Raw genomic sequence first — 17,460 nt, forward strand, 5'->3', positions numbered from 1 at the left:
CTCCCACTCGAAATCCGTCAGGTCGTAGCGGCCCATCGTGAAGCTCCCAAAAAGGAGCTTGAATCACGAATGTCCATGTGAGGGAATCCGATGTGGCCGTTTATGGGTTTACGGCCTAGTGGTCAGGGTCAAAGCATTCATTCGAGTATCGATGAACTGAAGTCGCCGGCATTTTCGACAACCCCAAGATATTGGGTTAATTCAAAAAATGTTAGGGGCATAGACCGTGGCTACGCAATCGACTTTAATGATATCTGCAATACAAATAATGCACGTTCATTGATATCGGCAATTATTCCGCGTGTTGCTGCTGGCAATAAGTTGCCGATCCTCGATGGCGCGAGTGCGATTGAATCCGCTCAATTGATTGGTAATTTAAATTCGATCGTATGTGATTATTTTGCGCGAAACAAAATACAAAGCCGGAATCTGAATAAGTACATACTTGAGCAACTTCCAATCATCCCGCCAGCAGCATATGTGCGAGCTTTTGGTCCAAAGCATGCCAGTGTGATCGTTGAAGAGACCGTGCTTGAGCTGACCTACACCGCTCATGACATGGCACCCTTCGCCCGTGACATGGGCTATGTGGACGACGCCGGCCAGGTGAAGCCGCCATTCATCTGGGATGAAGAGCGCCGCCTGAAACTGCGCGCGAAGCTCGATGCCGTGTTCTTCCATCTCTACGGCATCACCGACCGCGAGGACGTGCGCTACATCTATTCGACCTTTCCGATCGTGGAGCGCCAGGAGGCAGAGGCCTATGGCGGCCGATACCGGTCCCGCGATCTATGCCTCGCCTACATGAGCGCGCTCGCCGCCGGACAACCAGACGCGGAGGTGCAGCTATGACACTCGCAGCTTCCGTGAGCCGAAAGAATTTGACAAAAGACCTTAAAAGGCATACCGTATAAGGTAAGGATGAAGAATGACGGGGCCGCAAAAGGTTTTACAAGCAGCGTTCTTTGTGAGCGAAACCGGCAAGCGGCCCGTCCGGGATTGGCTGATGGAGCTGACGCCGGAAGATCGCAAAGCGATCGGCGAGGACATCGCCACCCTGGAATTCTGCTGGCCAATCGGCAAGCCCAAATGCTCCCAGATTGTGGGGATCAAAGGGCTCTATGAGGTCCGCTCGAACATTACCTCGGGACGGATCGCCCGCGTGTTCTTCGTCCTGGTCGGGAACCAGATGATCCTTCTGCATGGGTTCATCAAGAAGACGCAGAAGACCCCCGACAAGGAATTGAAACTGGCAACCGCTCGCATGAAGGAGGTGCAACGCCATGAATAAGAACCCCCGCATCGGCGAGAGCTTCGAAAGCTTTCTCCGCGACGAAGGCATCCATGACGCCGTGATCGCAACCGCCATCAAGCGGGCTCTGGCGCTTCAGATCGAGCATGAGATGGCCGCCCAGAGCATTTCCAAATCGGAGATGGCGCGCCGGATGAAAACGAGCGCTTCACAGCTTGGTCGCTTGCTCGATCCCGAGAACGACCGCGTGCAGCTCGACACCCTGGTGAAGGCCGCATCGGCAGTCGGGAAGAACCTTGCCGTGAGCTTGGTGTGATGAGCGGACAGGCCCAAGATGCTGGGATAAGTCCGTCGCCAATTACGCGACGCTTGACTCAGGTTATCTTCGTTCCTAATTTGTTCTTATACTTTAGTGGAAAGGCGCAATCGGTATGAAGCTTACGAAGGCACACGCAACGAACTACCGGAATATAATTGACTCGAATCCGGTCGATATCGCGCAGTCAACGTGCCTCGTCGGCAAGAATGAAGCCGGAAAAACTGCATTTCTTAAGGCGCTAGAGTGCCTACGCTCGACTAACGCCGCTTTCAAACAGTACGGCAAGACCGAGAATTATCCCCGCCGCTACCTGTCGGAATATGACGCCCGTCACCCGGACGGGGAGGCTGTCGTCATGCGCACCGAATGGGACATGGATGACGCCGACGTGGCTGCGATTGAAGCAGAGCTTGGTGAGGGCATTGTAAACGGCCGCATCGTGACGATCGAGAAAGCTTACGACCAGGAGAGCACCACCTGGAACGTGCCGGTGGACGAAGAGAAGGTGCTTGAGGGGTTGGTCAAACGCTACTCCCTCAACAAGGAAGAACGCGGCGGGTTCGGCGGCGCGAAAACGACGGCGAAGGCCGCAGCCTCTTTGGAGGCTTTGGACACGCGCACGGAGCGACAGAATGAGCTTCTGGCGGCCATCAAGAAATTCCGCGACCAGTCGGCTCGGTGCAGAGCCATTGACATCCTGAGCCCTCGCACACCGAAGTTCATGTATTTTTCGCACTACGACCGCATGAGCGGTGCACTGTCGATAAATCAGCTGAACGCCGACAAGCAGGCCGGGAAAGCTATCGACAACGGGGACCGGGTCTTCCTTGATTTTCTGGAATATGCCGGGACGACTATCCAGGAACTATCGGCCCTGAACCGTTTCGAGGAACTGAATGCCAAATGCGAGGCTGCCGCCTTGCGCATCACCGAACAGATTTTCGAGTACTGGACCCAAAACGACGACCTTGAGATCACCGTCGTCCTGTCGGAAGGCAAGTCGGCCGACCCCGCACCTTTCAATGCCGGTCCCGTTGCGCGTGCTCGCGTGAAGAATACGCTGCACGGCGTCACCGTCCCGTTTTCCGAGCGGTCCGCCGGCTTCATCTGGTTCTTTTCCTTCTTGGTCAAGTTCGCACAGATCAAGAAGAGCCACGGCAACGTTATCCTGCTCCTGGACGAGCCGGGTCTGACGCTGCACGGCACGGCACAGAAGGACTTGCTGCGATACTTCGCCGAACAGATTGCACCGCACCACCAGCTTATCTTTACGACCCATTCGCCGTTTTTGGTGCCGGCCGACGACCTCGCCAGCGTGCGCACGGTCGAGGATGTCGTCACGCGCGATGCTCGCGACCGCAAGCAGTCGCAGGGTACAAAAATCCGGTCGGACGTACTGACGACCGACCCGCAGACCAATTTCCCTATATTCGGCGCGATGGGCTTCGAAGTTACGCAGACTCTTGTCATCGGTAAGAACACGCTGCTGGTCGAAAGGCCGAGCGATATCCTGTACTTGCAGGCGGCTTCTGCAGTGCTGAAAGCGGCGGGACGGCCGCACCTTGCGCCGCAATGGGCCATCTGCCCGTCCGGCGGCATCGATAAGGTGCTTCCCTTCGTCCGCCTGTTCTACGGCAACAAGCTGAACGTGGCCGTCCTGACCGACTTCGAGCGGGGCCAGAAGCGCAAGCTAGACGATCTGCACAAGGCCGCACTGCTTGACCATGAGCGCATCATCCTCGCCACCGAAATTGCTGATAAGGAAGAAGCCGACATCGAGGATTTCTTTGAACCGGCCCTGTTCGTCGAGCTAGTGAACAAAGCTTATCAGCTCCCCAGTGAGCACGCGCTGACGGTCGAAAAGCTGGAAGCGGCCGACACGTCGACCATGCGGCTGGTCAAGAAGGCAGAGGCCTATTTCCGCGTCCTTCCGTCGGACATTCCAGAGTTTAGCCATTTCGACCCGTCCATGTATCTATTGCAGCACCCGGAGCTGCTCCAGGGGAAGGACGACCATATTGAAAAGACGTTGGCGCGGTTTGAGGCCGCTTTTGAGCGCGTCGGAAAGTTCCTGCCTTGAACGGCGTGTGCTTGGAGATCGCTCAGACGTGCAACTGAAAATTGAGATCGCCCTGAAGCGAGTGAAGGACGTGAAGTGGCTAGGCTTTATGATCTCAAGAAGGAGCTTCTGAATTATGAAGGCGCCTTTGCCGTACTGACAAAGCAATATTAAATTAGACAATTTATGATGAAACATCGTCTTTAACAAGCGATATAGCGCTCTCACGCCTTTGTCGGACGATGTCATCAATTATCATCTTTATCTCTTTCTCAATTTCAGCATACTCAGGTGAATAAGCTGTCGATATTGTATTATAAATGTTGTGAGTGATTTTTGCCTTTTCAGTCTCTAATTCTAAAAAGCCGACTTCAAGATAGTCGCTTGTCAAAACATCTTCTCCAGGGGGCCAGCCACCAGGCGGAGGATTATCTACAAATACGCGCCCAACCCAAATTATATAATAAAGTCGGATCCATGATTCCCAAATGTCATAAGAATTGATAACATGTTTCAATAAAGTATCTTTTATCTCACTTATATAATCAATTTTCTCGTCTTCAGATAGATTTGTCATTAGAGGGATGTGCGATATTGCAATTATTGCGTTGCTATAAGTCAGCATAACAAATCTTATATATTCCTGAGCAGCTAGGCCCAATGTCTTCCGACTATCAAAGTTCGTATCCTTAAGCGACTTTCCATGTAAAGAAAGGAAATATTCCCACGTTCCATCAGGGGAAATCTCCTTAAGGCGACGATTAACCTCTTCTCTGAGAGTAACACAGCAATTGGCTAGCTTGCGATTGTTTTGAATTAACGTACCTATAAGTATATTTAATGCCTCATCTGAGGGCTTTTTATCGCCAGAAATTCTCTCTAAAACATAGAAATATTCTTCAACTCTGTCGCTATATTCAAATTTGGTTGCAATTACGAAAAGGGCATCTCTTTGAACAATTTGGTTTCGCTGAATATCAGCAATTAAGCCATATATTTTGTTGATATGGTTATATATGTCCGATATTGCAGCCTTGAGCTTTTTTATGTCCGATCTGAATACAGCGATTTCAATCAAAGTTTGAACGGCAGCTGTGATAACAGAACCGAAGCTAAATTGGAATGAAAGGTCTAAGTCGATCGCTGCATCAATCTTAGCGGTGATGTCGACCTTATGTTCGACAAGAACCTTACTCATTTGAATGTTCCTCAAACTCTGCGTAGCCTGCCGAATTTGAAGCACGCTATGAGGTAGCCTGTAGACGTGTCAAGATTGGCCGGCGTTCATAAATCAAGACTTATGCACGCTTTCAGAATGCCAGCAATTTCAACCTCTTGAAGCGTGCAGAAATCGCGTGCATAATTAGGGCATGAAATCGATCGGTTATGCCCGCGTCTCGACATCCGGCCAGACTTTGGATGCGCAGCTTGAACAGCTGAAGGCGGCGGGCTGTGATCCGATCTTCCGGGAGACGATGAGCGGTGCGCGCTCAGATAGGCCCGAGCTGAAGAGGGCACTTGCCGGCTTGAGCGAAGGTGACATCCTGATGGTCACCCGTCTCGATCGGCTTGCGAGGTCCACCCGCGACTTACTCGACATCACCCATACGATAGATGGCCGAGGGGCGAAGCTGAAGGCTCTTGCCGATGCATGGGCCGACACCACCACCCCGACCGGCCGCTTGATCCTGACTGTCCTGGGAGGGCTTGCCGAATTCGAGCGCAGCTTAATCCGGGAGCGCACGTCAGAAGGCCGAGCCCGTGCGAAGAAGGCCGGCCGACATTTGGGCCGACCGTCCAAGCTCACACCCTATCAGCGTGATATGGCGTTGCGTCTTCGCGCGGAGGGTCAGGACAATGCCGAGATTGCCCGCGTGCTTGGCGTGTCGCGATCGACAGTCTCTCGCATTCGGTAAAGGACATCCGGCATGAAGCCCACGCTTGTCGCAGGCGTCTACATCGAGCGCGATCGAGCGATGTTCCTGGTTGCGACGGCGGTCGAGCGAGCCGGCCGACCGGCCTTGCATTTTCGGACCTTCAGCGAACTCAGATTTGATCCGAGCAATTCAAGTGAGGCGGAGTATGCGCTTGCCGTGCTCGCAGGCAAGCTTGGCAGATTGTGCCCTGACCTCTCGCATATAGGGGTTGCCTGCTACGGCCCGTTCCAATCTCTCAATCCCGCCACGCCTCTCCTCACGACTGTATGCCCGGATCGAGCCGACCTTCCGTTCAAGGGGAAACGCGTGGCGCAGTTTTTTCGAGACGAAACAGCGCGGCATCTTCCCCAGGGCAGGCCGCTATTCGTGCTCGCTGAGACGGATGCCAATGCGTGCGCCATCGGCGAAGCCTATGCGCGGGGCACTCCCGACGATCACACCTTGGTGTTTCTCCTTCTCACCGAGGGCGTGGGAGCGGGGATTGTAACCGGGCGGACCGTTTTCCGATCTCGACTTCACCCCGAGATTGGCCTTATGCACGTTCGGCTTCACCCCACGGAAATTTTGTATCCGCCAGAAGGCGCGGAAACCTACGCTCGCAGCTTGTCGAGCTTATGTGCGAATCCATCGATCGAGCGTCGTCAGAACTTGAAGATGCCAGATGCCGAAATTCCGAATTTGCGCGCCTACTACGCGGCTCAGGCCGCACTCGCGACAGCAGTGATCCTCTCGCCTCATAAGATCGTTATCGCGGCCGACATCGAGCCATCAGCCGGAGACACCGTGAAGCGAATCCGCGAGGAATTCGGTGCGCTCATGCGCCTACGCGAAATAGATCGAGCCGACCCCTACGTCCCGAGCTATCTTGAGCCCGATTTTATCGAGAGCCCCGAGGACGTGCCGGGCCTCGTCGACCGGGCGCGTGGCTATTGACGCCGTCGGCCGGAGGAAGGCTCGCGCCGCCGGCGGAGCCGCCACGCCAAATGATCGCTTGTTTCATCTTGTTATATGAGGAAGGCTTGCCCCGACAGCGACGTGGGACAGCCGGCGAATGGATGCATTGCTGACCGAGGAACAGCGCGGCATCGTCGACAGCGTCGATCGCTTTGCCGCGCGCCATCTCCCCCCCGAGGAGGTACGCCGCCGGGACGCCGCCCACCTGCCGCCCTATGACCTTCTACCGCTCATGGGCCAAGCCGGCCTCTTCGGGCTGGCCGTGCCCGCGGACCATGGCGGCCTCGGGCTCGGCTGGACCGAGGTGGCGCTGGTGCAGCAGCGCCTCGGGCGTCACGGCTACATGGCGGCCTCGATCTTCAACCGTGTCGTCGGCTTCGGCGTCATGTCGGTCCTCACCTATGGTTCACCGGCCCAGAAGCGCACCCTGCTGCCCGGCCTCCTCGCCGGCGAGTTCTTCATGGCGCTGGCCCTCACCGAGCCCGGCGCGGGGAGCGATGCCGGCGCGATCAGGACGCGGGCCCGCCCGAACGGCTCGGGCTATGTGATCTCGGGCAGTAAGATCTGGATCAGCGATGCCGAGGGCGCGCGCTACCTGCTGACCGCCGCGCGCACCGGACCCGCTGATGGCGGCGCCGCGGGCATCACCCTCTTTCTCGTGCCCAGCGATGCGCCGGGCGTTTCGCTGACGCCCCTGGCCAAGGTCGGCAACAATTGCATGCCGAGCTTCGAGGTCGGCCTGAACGAGGTGCAGGTCGGCGCGGATGCAGTCATCGGCACGCCCGATGACGGATTCCGCCATCTCATGTCGACCCTCCATTTTTCCCGCGCCAGCATGGCGGCGACCGTCACCGGCGCAGCCCAGGCGGCGCTTGACGGCGTCATGGCCCATGCCAGGGAACGTGAACAGTTCGGCCAGCCGATCGCCTCCTTCCAGGTGATCGCGCACCGCCTCGCCGACCTGCAGATGCGGATCGACCTGTCGCGCCTGATGGTCGGCCACCTCGCGACCCTCATCACGCGCGGCCTGCCCTGCCGGCGCGAGGCGGCGCAGGCCAAGATCGTCGCCACCGAGACCCTGCGCGATGTCGCCGACCAGGGCATGCAGATCATGGCGAGTGCCGGCTATGCGGCCGGCAGCGACATCCAGCGGTTCTGGCGCGACTCCAGGCTCTACACCTTCGGTGAAGGCACCAACGAGATCCTGCGTGACGGGATCGCCCGCGAACTCGGGTTCATGGGAAAGGGACGAACATGAGCGGCATCAAGGCCATCGATACCGTGGTCAACATCTGGACCCCGGAGGCCCTCGCCGGCCGCCCCGACCGCACCGGCTTCTATACCGAGAAGATGCGGGTGAAGGCCGAAACCTTTGCCGGCGTGACCCACAAGCAGATGCTGGAGCGCATGGACCGAGCCGGCATCGAGAAGAGCTTCCTCATCGCCGCCAAGGTCGGCCAGATCGGCCATCCCGCCTGTTATCACGTGCCCTATAGACTGGTCGCCGATGCGGTGCAGGCCCATCCTGATCGTTTCCTCGGCCTCGCCGGTCTGGACCCGACCGAGGGCATGACCGGCGTCCGGGAGCTCGAGCATGCGGTGCGCGAATATGGCTTCATCGGGGCGCATTTCTACCCGCACTGGTTCGAGCTCGCTCCCGACCATGCCAAGTGGTACCCGTTCTACGCCAAATGCGTGGAACTCGACGTGCCGATCCAGCTCCAGGTTGGCCAGTCGATGGTCTACGACCCGCGCTATCCGCGCCGCAGCGTCGGGCGGCCGATCTGCCTCGATGCCGTCGCCTGCGACTTTCCCGAATTGAAGATCGTCGGCATCCACGTGGGCATTCCCTGGACCGACGAGATGATCGCCATGGCCTGGAAACACGCCAACGTCTATATCGGTTCGGACGCCCACAGCCCGAAATACTGGCCGCCGTCCTTCGTCCATTTCATCAGAAGCTTCGGCAAGACCAAGGTACTGTTCGGCACCGACTTCCCCGTCCTCGACTTCGAGCGCACCATGGCAGAGATCGACGCGCTCGGCTTCTCCGACGAGGTCCGAGCCCTCTTCCTGCGTGACAACGCCGTCAGGCTCTACAAGCTCGACCAGCGATGATGAACCTTGCGGACGCCCTCGACATCCATGCCCGGGCGCGGCCGGACCATCCGGCGCTGATCGAGAACGGCACGGTCATCGGCTACGGGGAACTGACGGCGCGGGTTCGCCACCTTGCCGCCTGGGTGACGGCACGGGTGCCTGACGAGACCGCCGTCATCGGCCTCTGCCTCGCCGATACGGCCCGGCATGTGGTCGCGCTCTACGCGCTCGCGCGCGCGGGACGCATCATCCTGCCCATGGACCTGCGCTGGAGCGCAGCCGAACGCGCCAATGTCGCCAGCCATTTCGGCGCCAGCCTGGTCCTGACCGAGCCGGGACAGCCAGCCATTGACGGCATCGCGACCATCGCCTGGGACGGAGCCCTGGACGAGGCCATCGCCGCCGCCGATCCCGACATGGCCTTCCCGCGGGACGGCGAAACCCCCTTCGTGCTCTCGCTCTCCTCCGGCACGACCGGCCGGCCGAAGGGCCCGCTGATCGCCCACCGCCACTTCTTCCGCCGCTTCATGACGCACTGGATCAATCTCGGCCTGAACGGACGGGACCGCTTCGTCATGGCGACACCGCTCTATTTCGGCGGCGGGCGCACCTTCGCCATGTCCGTCCTCTTCTCAGGCGGCACAGTCATCATGAAGCCGCCCCCTTGGAGCCCGGAAGACCTCATCGCGACCGTCGCGGCGGCGGATGCCACCAGCCTCTTCCTGGTTCCGACGCAGTTCCGCCGGCTCTTGGAACTGCCGGACGCCACCCTTGCCCCGCTCAAGCGGCTGAACCTGCTGTTCTCCTCCGGCGCCCCGCTTTCGGCAGACGAGCGCCGCGCGATCCGGGCCCGCATCTGCGACCGCTTCTTCGAATATTACGCCTCCACCGAGGGCGGCGGGATCACCCTCCTCGGCCCCGCCGACATCGACGGCCACGGCGACAGCGTCGGCCGGCCGGTCTTCGCCGTCGAGGTCGAGGTGGTCGACGACGAGGACACCCCCCTGCCTTCCGGGATGATCGGCCGCCTGCGCTATCGCGGGCCTGGTGTGGCGACCGCCTATTACCGCGACCCCGAAGCCTCCCTTGAGGCCTTCCGCCACGGCTGGTTCTATCCCGGCGATCTCGCCGAGATCGACGCGACCGGCTTCGTCAGCCTCAAGGGGCGCGCCAAGGACATGATCATCCGCGGCGGCATCAACATCTATCCCGCCGATGTCGAAGCCACGCTCACTGCCCACCCGGCCGTGGCTGAGGCCGCCGTCGTCGGCTGGCCGTCGCGGGAATTCGGCGAGGAGATCGCCGCCTTCGTGCGGCTGTCCGGCTCCGCGGACGAGGCCAGCCTCATCGCCTTTGCGGCGGCGCGCCTGGCGCGGGCGAAATGGCCGCGGGCCGTGTTCATCGTCGACGATCTGCCCAAAAACAGCGCCGGAAAGGTGCTCAAGCGCGATCTTGCGGCAAGGCTGCCGCCGCTCTGACCTCAGGCCGCGATGGGAAACTCCGCCGTGCCCTCGGCCATGGCCGCTGCCATGGCGTCGAGGCCGACCACGCGCCCGAAGCCGAAGGCGATGGCCGACAGAGAGGCCGCGTGGCGGGCCTGGTCAAAATCGGCGACGGCCTCGCGCACGACAAAGGTGCGCATGTCCCGCTGCGCCGCGTCGCGGGCCGTCGTCTCGACACACATGGACGTCGTCACACCGCCGAGAACCAAGCTGCGGATTCCGTTGGAAGCGAGGATCACGTCGAGATCGGTGCCGAAGAAGGCAGAATAGCGCGGCTTGTCGACGATGATGTCGGAGGGGTGGACCTCGGCACCGCTATAGAGCTCGACATCGGGCGTGCCGCGCTTCAGCGCACCGAGTTGCCCGAGGCGCGGGCGGATCTCGGTGACCAGCAGCCCCGCATCGGCATAGTCAGCGCGCAGGACATGACGCGTCCAGATGACCCTCATGCCGGCTGCCCGGGCCGCGCGGGCGAGCGACACGCAGCGGTCGGCGGCATGGCGGCTCGCCGAGACGTCGCGACCCTGGACGGCGACGAAACCCTCCGCGTCGACGAAGCCGCGCTGCAGGTCGATGAGGACGAGTGCGGATTCGCGCCGGTCGAAGCGCATCAAGCCAGCGCCTTTTCGACGAACTCGTTGGTATAGAGCCCGTCGGCCTTGCCAGCCGGAGTGAAGCCGGCAGCGGCCATCAGGTCATAGCCCTTCTGCCAGCGGTCCGGCACGTGCCTGAGGATGTTCTGACGGCCCGCGGTCAGCCAGAACTGCATCTCGTTGCGCAGGATGTCCGGCGCCACGGCGCGGTTGCGCATCTCGGCGATCTCGAAGCCCTCGATCCGCTTTAGCGTCGTCGCGAGGTCGGTATCGGCCAGCATGTCGTCGATGGACTTCTTCACCGCCCGCAGGAACCGCACGACGAGATCACCGTCGCGCTGCACGCTCTCGCGCTTGGCGATGTAGCACTGGCCGGGAATGGGCGCGAATTCGTCGGTGTTCCAGGAGAGGAACCGCTCGTTCGCCGCCTTCAGCGCCACCGGCACGCCGGCGCTGACGATATAGCCGTCGATGCGCCCCTGCGCGATCAGCGCCATGCCGGCCGGGGTATTCGGTGCCTGGACACGCGCCACCGTGGCCTTGTCGACGCCCTGGGCCACCAGCATGCAGTCGAGCACGATCTCGGTCGCGCCACCGACCGACAACACGCCGATCGTCTTGCCTGCCATGTCCTTCGGTGTCCGGATCGGCTTGTCGGGCGAGGAGATGACGAAGAAGGGCGAGCCCTGGCTGATCGTTCCGACCGATATCAGCGCGTCGCCGCCCGGACGGCTGGAGGCCCGGATGTGATCTGACACGCCGGTCCGCGACAGCAATCCGCCGCCAGCGAGGACCTGCTGCACGGCCATCGCCGACCCGCGTCCCTGCTGGATCGTCACATCCAAGCCCTCCCGCTGGAAGTACCCACCACCCTGGGCATGGAGGATGTCGACGAAGGCGAGAATGTAGGAGAAGGGCGTGATGAAGGTCATGGCCCTAGCGCCCTGGGCACCGGCCGGCCGCACGGTGATGGCGACGAGACCGGCGGCACCGGCGGACAGCGCCTTGCGGCGAGAGATGGAACCGTCGAGGATCGTCATGGGGCTCTCCGTCGTCCTGTGGTCAGCGACTAACGAGACTAGGGGCATTCGAGCGCGCCGCAATCGGCTTGCCCATAAGACAGTTGCGGGCCGGCCGCGTTCATGCCCCGCCGGTCGCATGCCAGGGGATGAGCAGGCGCTTCAGGAGGCCGATGGAGAAGTAGAAGGCGAAGCCGATCAGCGACATCTGGATGAGCACGGCGAACATCTGGCTGGTCTCGAAGCCGTTCATGCTCTGGATCAGCAGATGTCCGAGTCCCTGGTTGCCGCCAAGATATTCGCCGACCACCGCCCCGATAATGGCGAGGACGATGCCGACCTCGAAGCCGGTCAGGATGTAGGGCAAGGCCGAGGGGAGTTCGAGCCGGCGGAAGATCTGCCAGCGGCTGGCATTGAGCGCGGTCATTACGTCGCGGTGGCCCTCATCGATCGACTTTACCCCGAGCACCGTGTTGGTCAGGATCGGGAAGAAGGCGAGCACCCCGGCGACGATGACCTTGGAGGTGATGCCGAAGCCGAACCAGACGACGAAGAGCGGCACCAGCGCCACTTTCGGGATCACCTGGGTCGCGACGATGAAGGGGTTGAGAGTCAGTTCCAGCCAGCGGATCCGGGCGATCAGAACCCCGAGCACCACACCGATCAGTGCCGCCCAGAAGAACCCGACCAGCGTCGCATAGACCGTCATGCCCGCATGAAACCAGGCGCGCGGACTCTGGATCAGGTCGATCCAGTCAGACAGGACCGCCCCGGGTCCCGGCAGGATGAAGGGCGAAATGCCGGAAACGCGCACATAGCTATGCCAGATCGCCACGAGAATCGCGAGCAGCAGCGGGGTCGTGATCCATGGGATGGTCGCTTCGCGGCCGGCCAGCCACGAGCGGCGCTGCGGCGCCGGCCGACCGGGATGGAGCGTGTTGCTCGTGGCCTCGACCATGTCAGGAAATCTCCGTCAGGCGCTGGCGCAGTCCGAGCACGATGGCCTGGAATTCGGCGGTCGCCTGGAGCTCGAGCGTGCGCGGCCGCGCGAAGGGTACCGTGACGATCCGGTCGATCCTGCCGGGACGCGGCGAGAGCAGGACGATGCGGTCGGCGAGGAAGACGGCCTCGGCGATGGAATGGGTAACGAGGACGATGGATTTCTCGGTGGTCAGGAACAGGCGCTGAAGTTCCAGATTCATGGCGTCGCGCGTCATGGCGTCGAGCGCGCCGAACGGTTCGTCCATCAGCAGGATCTTGGGGTCGTAGGACAGGGCCCGGGCGATGGCCGCGCGCTGGCGCATCCCGCCGGAGAGCTCCCGCGGCCAGCGCTTCTCGAAACCGGCAATGCCGACGAGCTTCATGAGGTCATGGGCCTTCGTCCGCCGCGCCGCCGCGGACATGCCCTTCAGCTCAAGCGGCAGCGAGATGTTGTCCTCAATCGACAGCCAGGGAAACAGGTTGGCGTCCTGGAACACCATGCCGAGATCGGCGAGCGCGTCAGACTGCCGCTCGCCCCGCGACCAAAGGCTGCGTCCGACGATGGAGAGGTCTCCCGATGTCGGCGCGATCAGGCCACCGATCATGCGCAGCAGCGTCGTCTTGCCGCAGCCAGAGGGGCCGAGCAGCACCAGGAGCTCGCCCGCCCCGACATCGAGATCGGTTGCCGACAAAGCATGGACAGGTCGGTCGCGGGTTCCATACCATTTTTCGATGGCACGGAGCGCGATGACCGGAGGAGCGGCGACGCGATCAGACAGCATAGAACAAATGAACCATGGGCCACTGTTCGCCACAACCGACAAATCGGTACGGCTGGCGCGCAGGCCGCTCGTGGATCGCCAGCCCTTCCGACTGGCCGAGTGCCGATGGGCGGACGCATGCCGCCCTGGCGCCCTTCGACGGAATGCCGGGGCATCGGGCGCCGGCATTGACCATTCTTGGCGGATCCCGGCCGCGAAAACCGCCGACCGGCTGCCGCTCAGTTGGACCTGATCTCCAGCCGCTTGATGACCGGCAGCCAGGTCCTGTCTTCCTTCTCGAGATATTGCTGGAAGTCCGCCCGGCTCATGGGGGCGGCCATGGTCCCGATGGCCCGCAGGCGCGCCTGGACGCCGGGCTCGCCGAGAACTTTGACCACCGCCGCGTGAAGCCGCGCCACGATGGCCTCGGGGGTCCGGGCGGGCAGCATCAGGCCAGTAAATGTCTGTCCGTCGAACTCGGCATAGCCGAGCTCCGTGAAGGTCGGAACATCCGGAAGGTCGGGCGAGCGCTGCGCTCCGGTGATCGCCAGGGCGCGGGTGCGGCCATCCTTGAGGAAGGGCAGAGCCACCGACAACTGGTCGAGGTTGAAGTCCATGTGCCCGGCGATAACGTCGTTGGTCGCCGGTGCGTTGCCGCGATACTGGACTGTCGTCCAGTTGATGCCCAGTCGCGCCTGCATGACCTCGCTGATCAGGTGATTGGTGGTCCCGGGTCCGGGTGACGCCATCTTCAGTGGCGCCTGCGGCGTGCGTGCCAGGGCGAGAAACTTGGCGAGCGTGTCGGCCGGCAGATTGGCGCGGACCTGCAGGACGAGCGGGGTCAACGTCACCGTCGTGACGGGAATGAAGTCGCGGCGCCATTCATAGGCGCGCCGCGCCGACATTTCCGGAGCGAAGAGGATCGGACCATTGGCGCCGATCAGGATCGTGTATCCGTCGGGTTCGGCCTTGGCGACGGCTTCTGATCCGATCAGCCCGCCGGCGCCGGCCCGGTTCTCGATGATGAAGGGCTGGCCGAGTTCCTGCTGCAGCCGCTCGCCGAGGATGCGCGCAGCGACGTCGACATTGCCGCCCGGCGGATAGGGCACGACAAGGCGCACGGTGCGGGACGGCCAGTCCTGGGCTGCCACCGCGGTCGGCTGCACGACAGCCATGAGCGCGGCCATGAGACTGAAGATCACCATAGGTTTCATGTGTTCCTCCCGATTATTGCTTGTGATTCATGCGTCGAACCCGAAGAACCGTCCCGGATTGGCGACGAGAACGGCATGGCGCGCGGCATTGTCCGGAAGCGCGCGGTCGATGAAGTCGAGCAGGTCGCCCTCGTTTGGTGGCTGCTTTGTCGAGACTGGGTGCGGCCAGTCGCTGCCCCACACGACACGGTCGGGGGCCGCTGCGATCAGGCGGTGCACGATCGGCACAACATCGTCCCACGGCGGACCGGCTCGCGAGACCTTCTCCGTGAGTGAGAGCATCACCCAGACATTGCCGCGCTTCAGCAGGTCCAGAACCTTCCGCAGGCTCGGATCGTCGCCGCCGGCTTGCGGATCGGGGCGGCCCATATGGTCGAGCAGCACCGGGATATCCAGGCGCTCGAAGGGCGCGATGTTCTTGGCGATGCCGTCGACTTCCGGCTGCACCTTGACGTACCAGCCGAGTGCGCGGATGCGGTCGAGTGTCCGCGCGAAGGCGGCGCCCTCGAAGGAAATCCCCAGCCCTGCGCGCGTGAACCGCGCGCCGCGTACGCCAGCGTCATGGAGCCGTTGCAGATAGCGGTCGTCCTTCTCGGCGAAGACGGCGGCATTGGCGCAGCCGCGATAGTTCGGGCCGGCCAGGGCGAGCCCATCCACCGTCACCGCGTGGTCGGCGCCATAGGTTGTCGGCTGGACGATGACGCCGCGCGTGATCCCCAGCGTCGCGTGCAGCTTCAGCGCCGTCTCGATGGTCGCCGACGGCATCTCGTAGACGGCGCCGGGCCGCACGGGATAGCGGTCGACAGGGCCGAGAACGTGGAACTGGCTATCGCAGGACATCGGCGGCAGGGCCGTCTTCGGCGCGCGGGGCGCCGGATCGAAGGGCAGATAGACGGTCATGGCTCTGTGCCCCCGCTGCTCATGATTTCGACGTCTGCTGGATCGCCCTCTGGGTGATGATCTCGCCCAGGCGCGCATAGTTCGGGCCGGCGATCCGGCCGATTGGATCGAGGCTCCGCGTATCGACCTTGCCGTCCTTGAGGAGATCGGGCCGCAAGCGGAACACCAGGACCTCACCGACCAGCAGCCGGCTCCGCGTCTCGCCGAACTCGATGCAGTGCCGCAGTCGGCACTCCATCGCCACCGGCGCGATCTTCAGCCGCGGCACCTTGACGTGCAGGCTCGGGACGGTCTCCAGCCCCAGGAGATCCGCCTCGCTGACATCGGGCGGATGCTCTTCGGCGCTGTCGTGCAGCGGGCCGACGAGCGAGCTGTCGGCGATATGAACCACGAATTCCTCGGTTCGGAGGATGTTCGTCGCCGTGTCCTTGTAGGTGTCGCCCTTGCGCCCGACGCTGATCGCCAGCATCGGCGGCTTGGGCGAGACGAAAGTGAAATGGCTGAACGGCGCGAGATTGACCGACTGCGTCGCCGACAGGGTCGTGACCCAGGCGATCGGCCGCGGCACGACGAGCCCGGTCAGCAGCCTGTAGCTCTGTTCCGCCCCCAGATCCGCCGCCGCGATGTCGGTCGTGGTCGCGCCCGGATCCGTCATGCCATCACCGCCACGAAGTCGCACTGGACGAGCTTGCCGCCGTCGAGGTCGCCCGCCATCGCCTGGCGCGCCGGGCGGTTGGCCTCGTCAGGGAACATCGCGAGCCACTCGCGGTTGACCGGGTCGCGCTGGCTGCGGTCGGCGAGCCAGACGGTGACCTTGATGATATCGTCGGTGCTGCCCCCGGCCGCCGCCATGATCGCCCTGATATGCTGGAACATCAGCCGGCATTGCTGGTCGAGGCCCTCGGCCGGCTTCCCGGTCGCCGGGTCGAGACCGTAGACGATCCCGGACATCAGGATGTCGCCGATCCGGGAAGCCGCCGGGATCGGGTTCTTGTGACCGAAGCCTTCGACGTAATAGCTGGTTCTGCGCGCCATGGAGTTCGCCTCAGCTGAAATGACAGGAGACCGTGCCGAAGGGGCCGTAATCGGCCTGGATCGTATCCCCCTTGGCGCAGTCGATCGGCCGGATGAAGGAACCCGACAGGATGACCTGGCCCGCTTCGAGGGCAACGTCGTGGGCGGCGAGCTTGTTGGCGAGCCAGACAATGCCGTTGGCCGGATTGTTGACGACACCGGCCGCGACGCCGGTCTCCTCGATCCGCCCGTTGCGCGCGCAGATCACCGAGACCCAGCGCAGATCCGCCGCGTCGGGCCTGAATGGCCGTCCGCCGATGACGATCCCGCAATTGGCCGCGTTGTCCGCGATCGTGTCCACCACCTTGCGTGTCGCTTTGGTCACCGGATCGACGCGCTGGATCCGCGCATCAAGGATCTCGAGCGCGGGCACGACATAGTCCGTGGCATTGAGCACGTCGAAAATGGTGCAATCCGGCCCGGCGATCGGACTCTTCAGCACGAAGGCAAGTTCGGCCTCGACGCGGAGCTGGACGAAGCGATCGGTCGGAATGGTTCCCCCATCATCGAAAAACATGTCGTCGAGGAGCACACCGTAGTCCGGCTCGTCGATATTGACCGCGAGCTGCATGGCGCGGGAGGTCAGGCCGATCTTGCGGCCCTTGATCCTGCGGCCACCGGCGACCTTTAGCGCCACCCAGGCGCTCTGCACCCGATAGGCGTCGTCAATGGTCATGCCCGGATATTGCAGGCTGAGCTGGCCGATCTGGCGCCCGGTGCGCTCGGCCTCCTCCAGCCTTGTGGCTGCATCCTCGATCTGGGCTGTCGTCAGCATGATGGTCTCGCTCGGGAACA

Annotated in this window: 19 protein-coding genes; 9 read left to right on the plus strand and 10 right to left on the minus strand. The window is 62.1% G+C overall.

Features of this window, described 5'->3' with window-relative positions:
• The first annotated feature begins 90 nt into the window (after window positions 1–90).
• The 4 genes from Q0C57_RS12850 (at window position 91) to Q0C57_RS12865 (ending at window position 3,651) form a co-directional block, all read left to right on the plus strand.
• Complete coding sequence (locus tag Q0C57_RS12850; RefSeq protein WP_296576829.1) at window positions 91–852, plus strand: hypothetical protein; 762 nt, start codon at window positions 91–93, stop codon at window positions 850–852.
• A gap of 76 nt (window positions 853–928) precedes the next feature.
• A complete protein-coding gene (locus Q0C57_RS12855; protein WP_296576830.1) occupies window positions 929–1,291 on the plus strand; it encodes a type II toxin-antitoxin system RelE/ParE family toxin in 363 nt (120 codons plus the stop codon).
• Window positions 1,284–1,568, plus strand: a complete 285-nt coding sequence (locus tag Q0C57_RS12860) for a helix-turn-helix transcriptional regulator (RefSeq protein WP_296576831.1) — start codon at window positions 1,284–1,286, stop codon at window positions 1,566–1,568. The genes Q0C57_RS12855 and Q0C57_RS12860 overlap by 8 nt, the downstream gene beginning before the upstream one ends.
• Before the next feature lie 115 nt (window positions 1,569–1,683).
• The gene (locus Q0C57_RS12865; RefSeq protein WP_296576832.1) at window positions 1,684–3,651 is read left to right on the plus strand and encodes an AAA family ATPase; all 1,968 of its coding nucleotides are present in this window, start codon (window positions 1,684–1,686) and stop codon (window positions 3,649–3,651) included.
• A gap of 163 nt (window positions 3,652–3,814) precedes the next feature.
• Here Q0C57_RS12865 and Q0C57_RS12870 read toward each other — a convergent pair whose 3' ends face one another.
• Complete coding sequence (locus Q0C57_RS12870; protein WP_296576833.1) at window positions 3,815–4,828, minus strand: hypothetical protein; 1,014 nt, start codon at window positions 4,826–4,828, stop codon at window positions 3,815–3,817.
• 172 nt (window positions 4,829–5,000) lie between these two features.
• Between Q0C57_RS12870 and Q0C57_RS12875 the strand changes: the two genes are divergently transcribed.
• From Q0C57_RS12875 to Q0C57_RS12895, 5 genes are all read left to right on the plus strand, one after another.
• A complete protein-coding gene (locus Q0C57_RS12875) occupies window positions 5,001–5,546 on the plus strand; it encodes a recombinase family protein (RefSeq protein WP_296576834.1) in 546 nt (181 codons plus the stop codon).
• Between the two features lie 12 nt (window positions 5,547–5,558).
• Window positions 5,559–6,500, plus strand: a complete 942-nt coding sequence (locus tag Q0C57_RS12880; RefSeq protein WP_296576835.1) for an ROK family protein — start codon at window positions 5,559–5,561, stop codon at window positions 6,498–6,500.
• A gap of 118 nt (window positions 6,501–6,618) precedes the next feature.
• Window positions 6,619–7,779 carry an acyl-CoA dehydrogenase family protein gene (locus Q0C57_RS12885; protein WP_296576836.1) on the plus strand — a complete coding sequence of 387 codons (1,161 nt, stop codon included), beginning with the start codon at window positions 6,619–6,621 and terminating at the stop codon, window positions 7,777–7,779.
• Entirely contained in the window at window positions 7,776–8,639 is an 864-nt protein-coding gene (locus Q0C57_RS12890; RefSeq protein WP_296576837.1) for an amidohydrolase family protein, read from the plus strand. Before Q0C57_RS12885 ends, Q0C57_RS12890 begins: the two co-directional genes overlap by 4 nt.
• Window positions 8,639–10,099, plus strand: a complete 1,461-nt coding sequence (locus Q0C57_RS12895) for a class I adenylate-forming enzyme family protein (RefSeq protein WP_296576838.1) — start codon at window positions 8,639–8,641, stop codon at window positions 10,097–10,099. Before Q0C57_RS12890 ends, Q0C57_RS12895 begins: the two co-directional genes overlap by 1 nt.
• A gap of 2 nt (window positions 10,100–10,101) precedes the next feature.
• Here Q0C57_RS12895 and Q0C57_RS12900 read toward each other — a convergent pair whose 3' ends face one another.
• The 9 genes from Q0C57_RS12900 to hpaH all read right to left on the minus strand — a co-directional run bounded on the left by Q0C57_RS12900 (window position 10,102) and on the right by hpaH (window position 17,440).
• Window positions 10,102–10,734 carry an isochorismatase family cysteine hydrolase gene (locus Q0C57_RS12900; RefSeq protein WP_296576917.1) on the minus strand — a complete coding sequence of 211 codons (633 nt, stop codon included), beginning with the start codon at window positions 10,732–10,734 and terminating at the stop codon, window positions 10,102–10,104.
• Window positions 10,734–11,756, minus strand: a complete 1,023-nt coding sequence (locus Q0C57_RS12905; RefSeq protein WP_296576839.1) for an ABC transporter substrate-binding protein — start codon at window positions 11,754–11,756, stop codon at window positions 10,734–10,736. Before Q0C57_RS12905 ends, Q0C57_RS12900 begins: the two co-directional genes overlap by 1 nt.
• Window positions 11,757–11,856: 100 nt before the next feature.
• Window positions 11,857–12,693: an ABC transporter permease gene (locus tag Q0C57_RS12910; protein WP_296576840.1), complete on the minus strand. Its 837-nt coding sequence runs from the start codon at window positions 12,691–12,693 to the stop codon at window positions 11,857–11,859.
• Between the two features lies 1 nt (window position 12,694).
• The gene (locus Q0C57_RS12915; RefSeq protein ID WP_296576841.1) at window positions 12,695–13,498 is read right to left on the minus strand and encodes an ABC transporter ATP-binding protein; all 804 of its coding nucleotides are present in this window, start codon (window positions 13,496–13,498) and stop codon (window positions 12,695–12,697) included.
• A 218-nt stretch (window positions 13,499–13,716) separates the two neighbouring features.
• Window positions 13,717–14,691 carry a tripartite tricarboxylate transporter substrate binding protein gene (locus Q0C57_RS12920; RefSeq protein ID WP_296576842.1) on the minus strand — a complete coding sequence of 325 codons (975 nt, stop codon included), beginning with the start codon at window positions 14,689–14,691 and terminating at the stop codon, window positions 13,717–13,719.
• A gap of 27 nt (window positions 14,692–14,718) precedes the next feature.
• A complete protein-coding gene (locus tag Q0C57_RS12925; protein WP_296576843.1) occupies window positions 14,719–15,591 on the minus strand; it encodes an amidohydrolase family protein in 873 nt (290 codons plus the stop codon).
• 19 nt (window positions 15,592–15,610) lie between these two features.
• Window positions 15,611–16,246 (minus strand): flavin reductase family protein, encoded by a 636-nt coding sequence (locus Q0C57_RS12930; protein ID WP_296576844.1) that lies wholly within the window; start codon window positions 16,244–16,246, stop codon window positions 15,611–15,613.
• Window positions 16,243–16,626: a RidA family protein gene (locus tag Q0C57_RS12935; RefSeq protein ID WP_296576845.1), complete on the minus strand. Its 384-nt coding sequence runs from the start codon at window positions 16,624–16,626 to the stop codon at window positions 16,243–16,245. Before Q0C57_RS12935 ends, Q0C57_RS12930 begins: the two co-directional genes overlap by 4 nt.
• 10 nt (window positions 16,627–16,636) lie before the next feature.
• Window positions 16,637–17,440 (minus strand): 2-oxo-hept-4-ene-1,7-dioate hydratase, encoded by an 804-nt coding sequence (gene hpaH / locus Q0C57_RS12940; RefSeq protein ID WP_296576846.1) that lies wholly within the window; start codon window positions 17,438–17,440, stop codon window positions 16,637–16,639.
• Between the last annotated feature and the right edge of the window lie 20 nt (window positions 17,441–17,460).

This window comes from Phreatobacter sp. (genome assembly GCF_022843985.1).
GTDB lineage: Bacteria > Pseudomonadota > Alphaproteobacteria > Rhizobiales > Phreatobacteraceae > Phreatobacter.

Coding starts and splice junctions, on each gene's coding strand:
- Q0C57_RS12900 (WP_296576917.1), bottom strand. CDS start 10,734: ATGCGCTTCGACCGGCGCGAATCCGCACTCGTCCTCATCGACCTGCAG.
- Q0C57_RS12920 (WP_296576842.1), bottom strand. CDS start 14,691: ATGAAACCTATGGTGATCTTCAGTCTCATGGCCGCGCTCATGGCTGTC.
- Q0C57_RS12885 (WP_296576836.1), top strand. CDS start 6,619: ATGGATGCATTGCTGACCGAGGAACAGCGCGGCATCGTCGACAGCGTC.
- Q0C57_RS12850 (WP_296576829.1), top strand. CDS start 91: ATGTGGCCGTTTATGGGTTTACGGCCTAGTGGTCAGGGTCAAAGCATT.
- Q0C57_RS12860 (WP_296576831.1), top strand. CDS start 1,284: ATGAATAAGAACCCCCGCATCGGCGAGAGCTTCGAAAGCTTTCTCCGC.
- Q0C57_RS12870 (WP_296576833.1), bottom strand. CDS start 4,828: ATGAGTAAGGTTCTTGTCGAACATAAGGTCGACATCACCGCTAAGATT.
- hpaH (WP_296576846.1), bottom strand. CDS start 17,440: ATGCTGACGACAGCCCAGATCGAGGATGCAGCCACAAGGCTGGAGGAG.
- Q0C57_RS12880 (WP_296576835.1), top strand. CDS start 5,559: ATGAAGCCCACGCTTGTCGCAGGCGTCTACATCGAGCGCGATCGAGCG.
- Q0C57_RS12895 (WP_296576838.1), top strand. CDS start 8,639: ATGAACCTTGCGGACGCCCTCGACATCCATGCCCGGGCGCGGCCGGAC.
- Q0C57_RS12855 (WP_296576830.1), top strand. CDS start 929: ATGACGGGGCCGCAAAAGGTTTTACAAGCAGCGTTCTTTGTGAGCGAA.
- Q0C57_RS12890 (WP_296576837.1), top strand. CDS start 7,776: ATGAGCGGCATCAAGGCCATCGATACCGTGGTCAACATCTGGACCCCG.
- Q0C57_RS12930 (WP_296576844.1), bottom strand. CDS start 16,246: ATGACGGATCCGGGCGCGACCACGACCGACATCGCGGCGGCGGATCTG.
- Q0C57_RS12875 (WP_296576834.1), top strand. CDS start 5,001: ATGAAATCGATCGGTTATGCCCGCGTCTCGACATCCGGCCAGACTTTG.
- Q0C57_RS12925 (WP_296576843.1), bottom strand. CDS start 15,591: ATGACCGTCTATCTGCCCTTCGATCCGGCGCCCCGCGCGCCGAAGACG.
- Q0C57_RS12935 (WP_296576845.1), bottom strand. CDS start 16,626: ATGGCGCGCAGAACCAGCTATTACGTCGAAGGCTTCGGTCACAAGAAC.
- Q0C57_RS12865 (WP_296576832.1), top strand. CDS start 1,684: ATGAAGCTTACGAAGGCACACGCAACGAACTACCGGAATATAATTGAC.
- Q0C57_RS12905 (WP_296576839.1), bottom strand. CDS start 11,756: ATGACGATCCTCGACGGTTCCATCTCTCGCCGCAAGGCGCTGTCCGCC.
- Q0C57_RS12910 (WP_296576840.1), bottom strand. CDS start 12,693: ATGGTCGAGGCCACGAGCAACACGCTCCATCCCGGTCGGCCGGCGCCG.
- Q0C57_RS12915 (WP_296576841.1), bottom strand. CDS start 13,498: ATGCTGTCTGATCGCGTCGCCGCTCCTCCGGTCATCGCGCTCCGTGCC.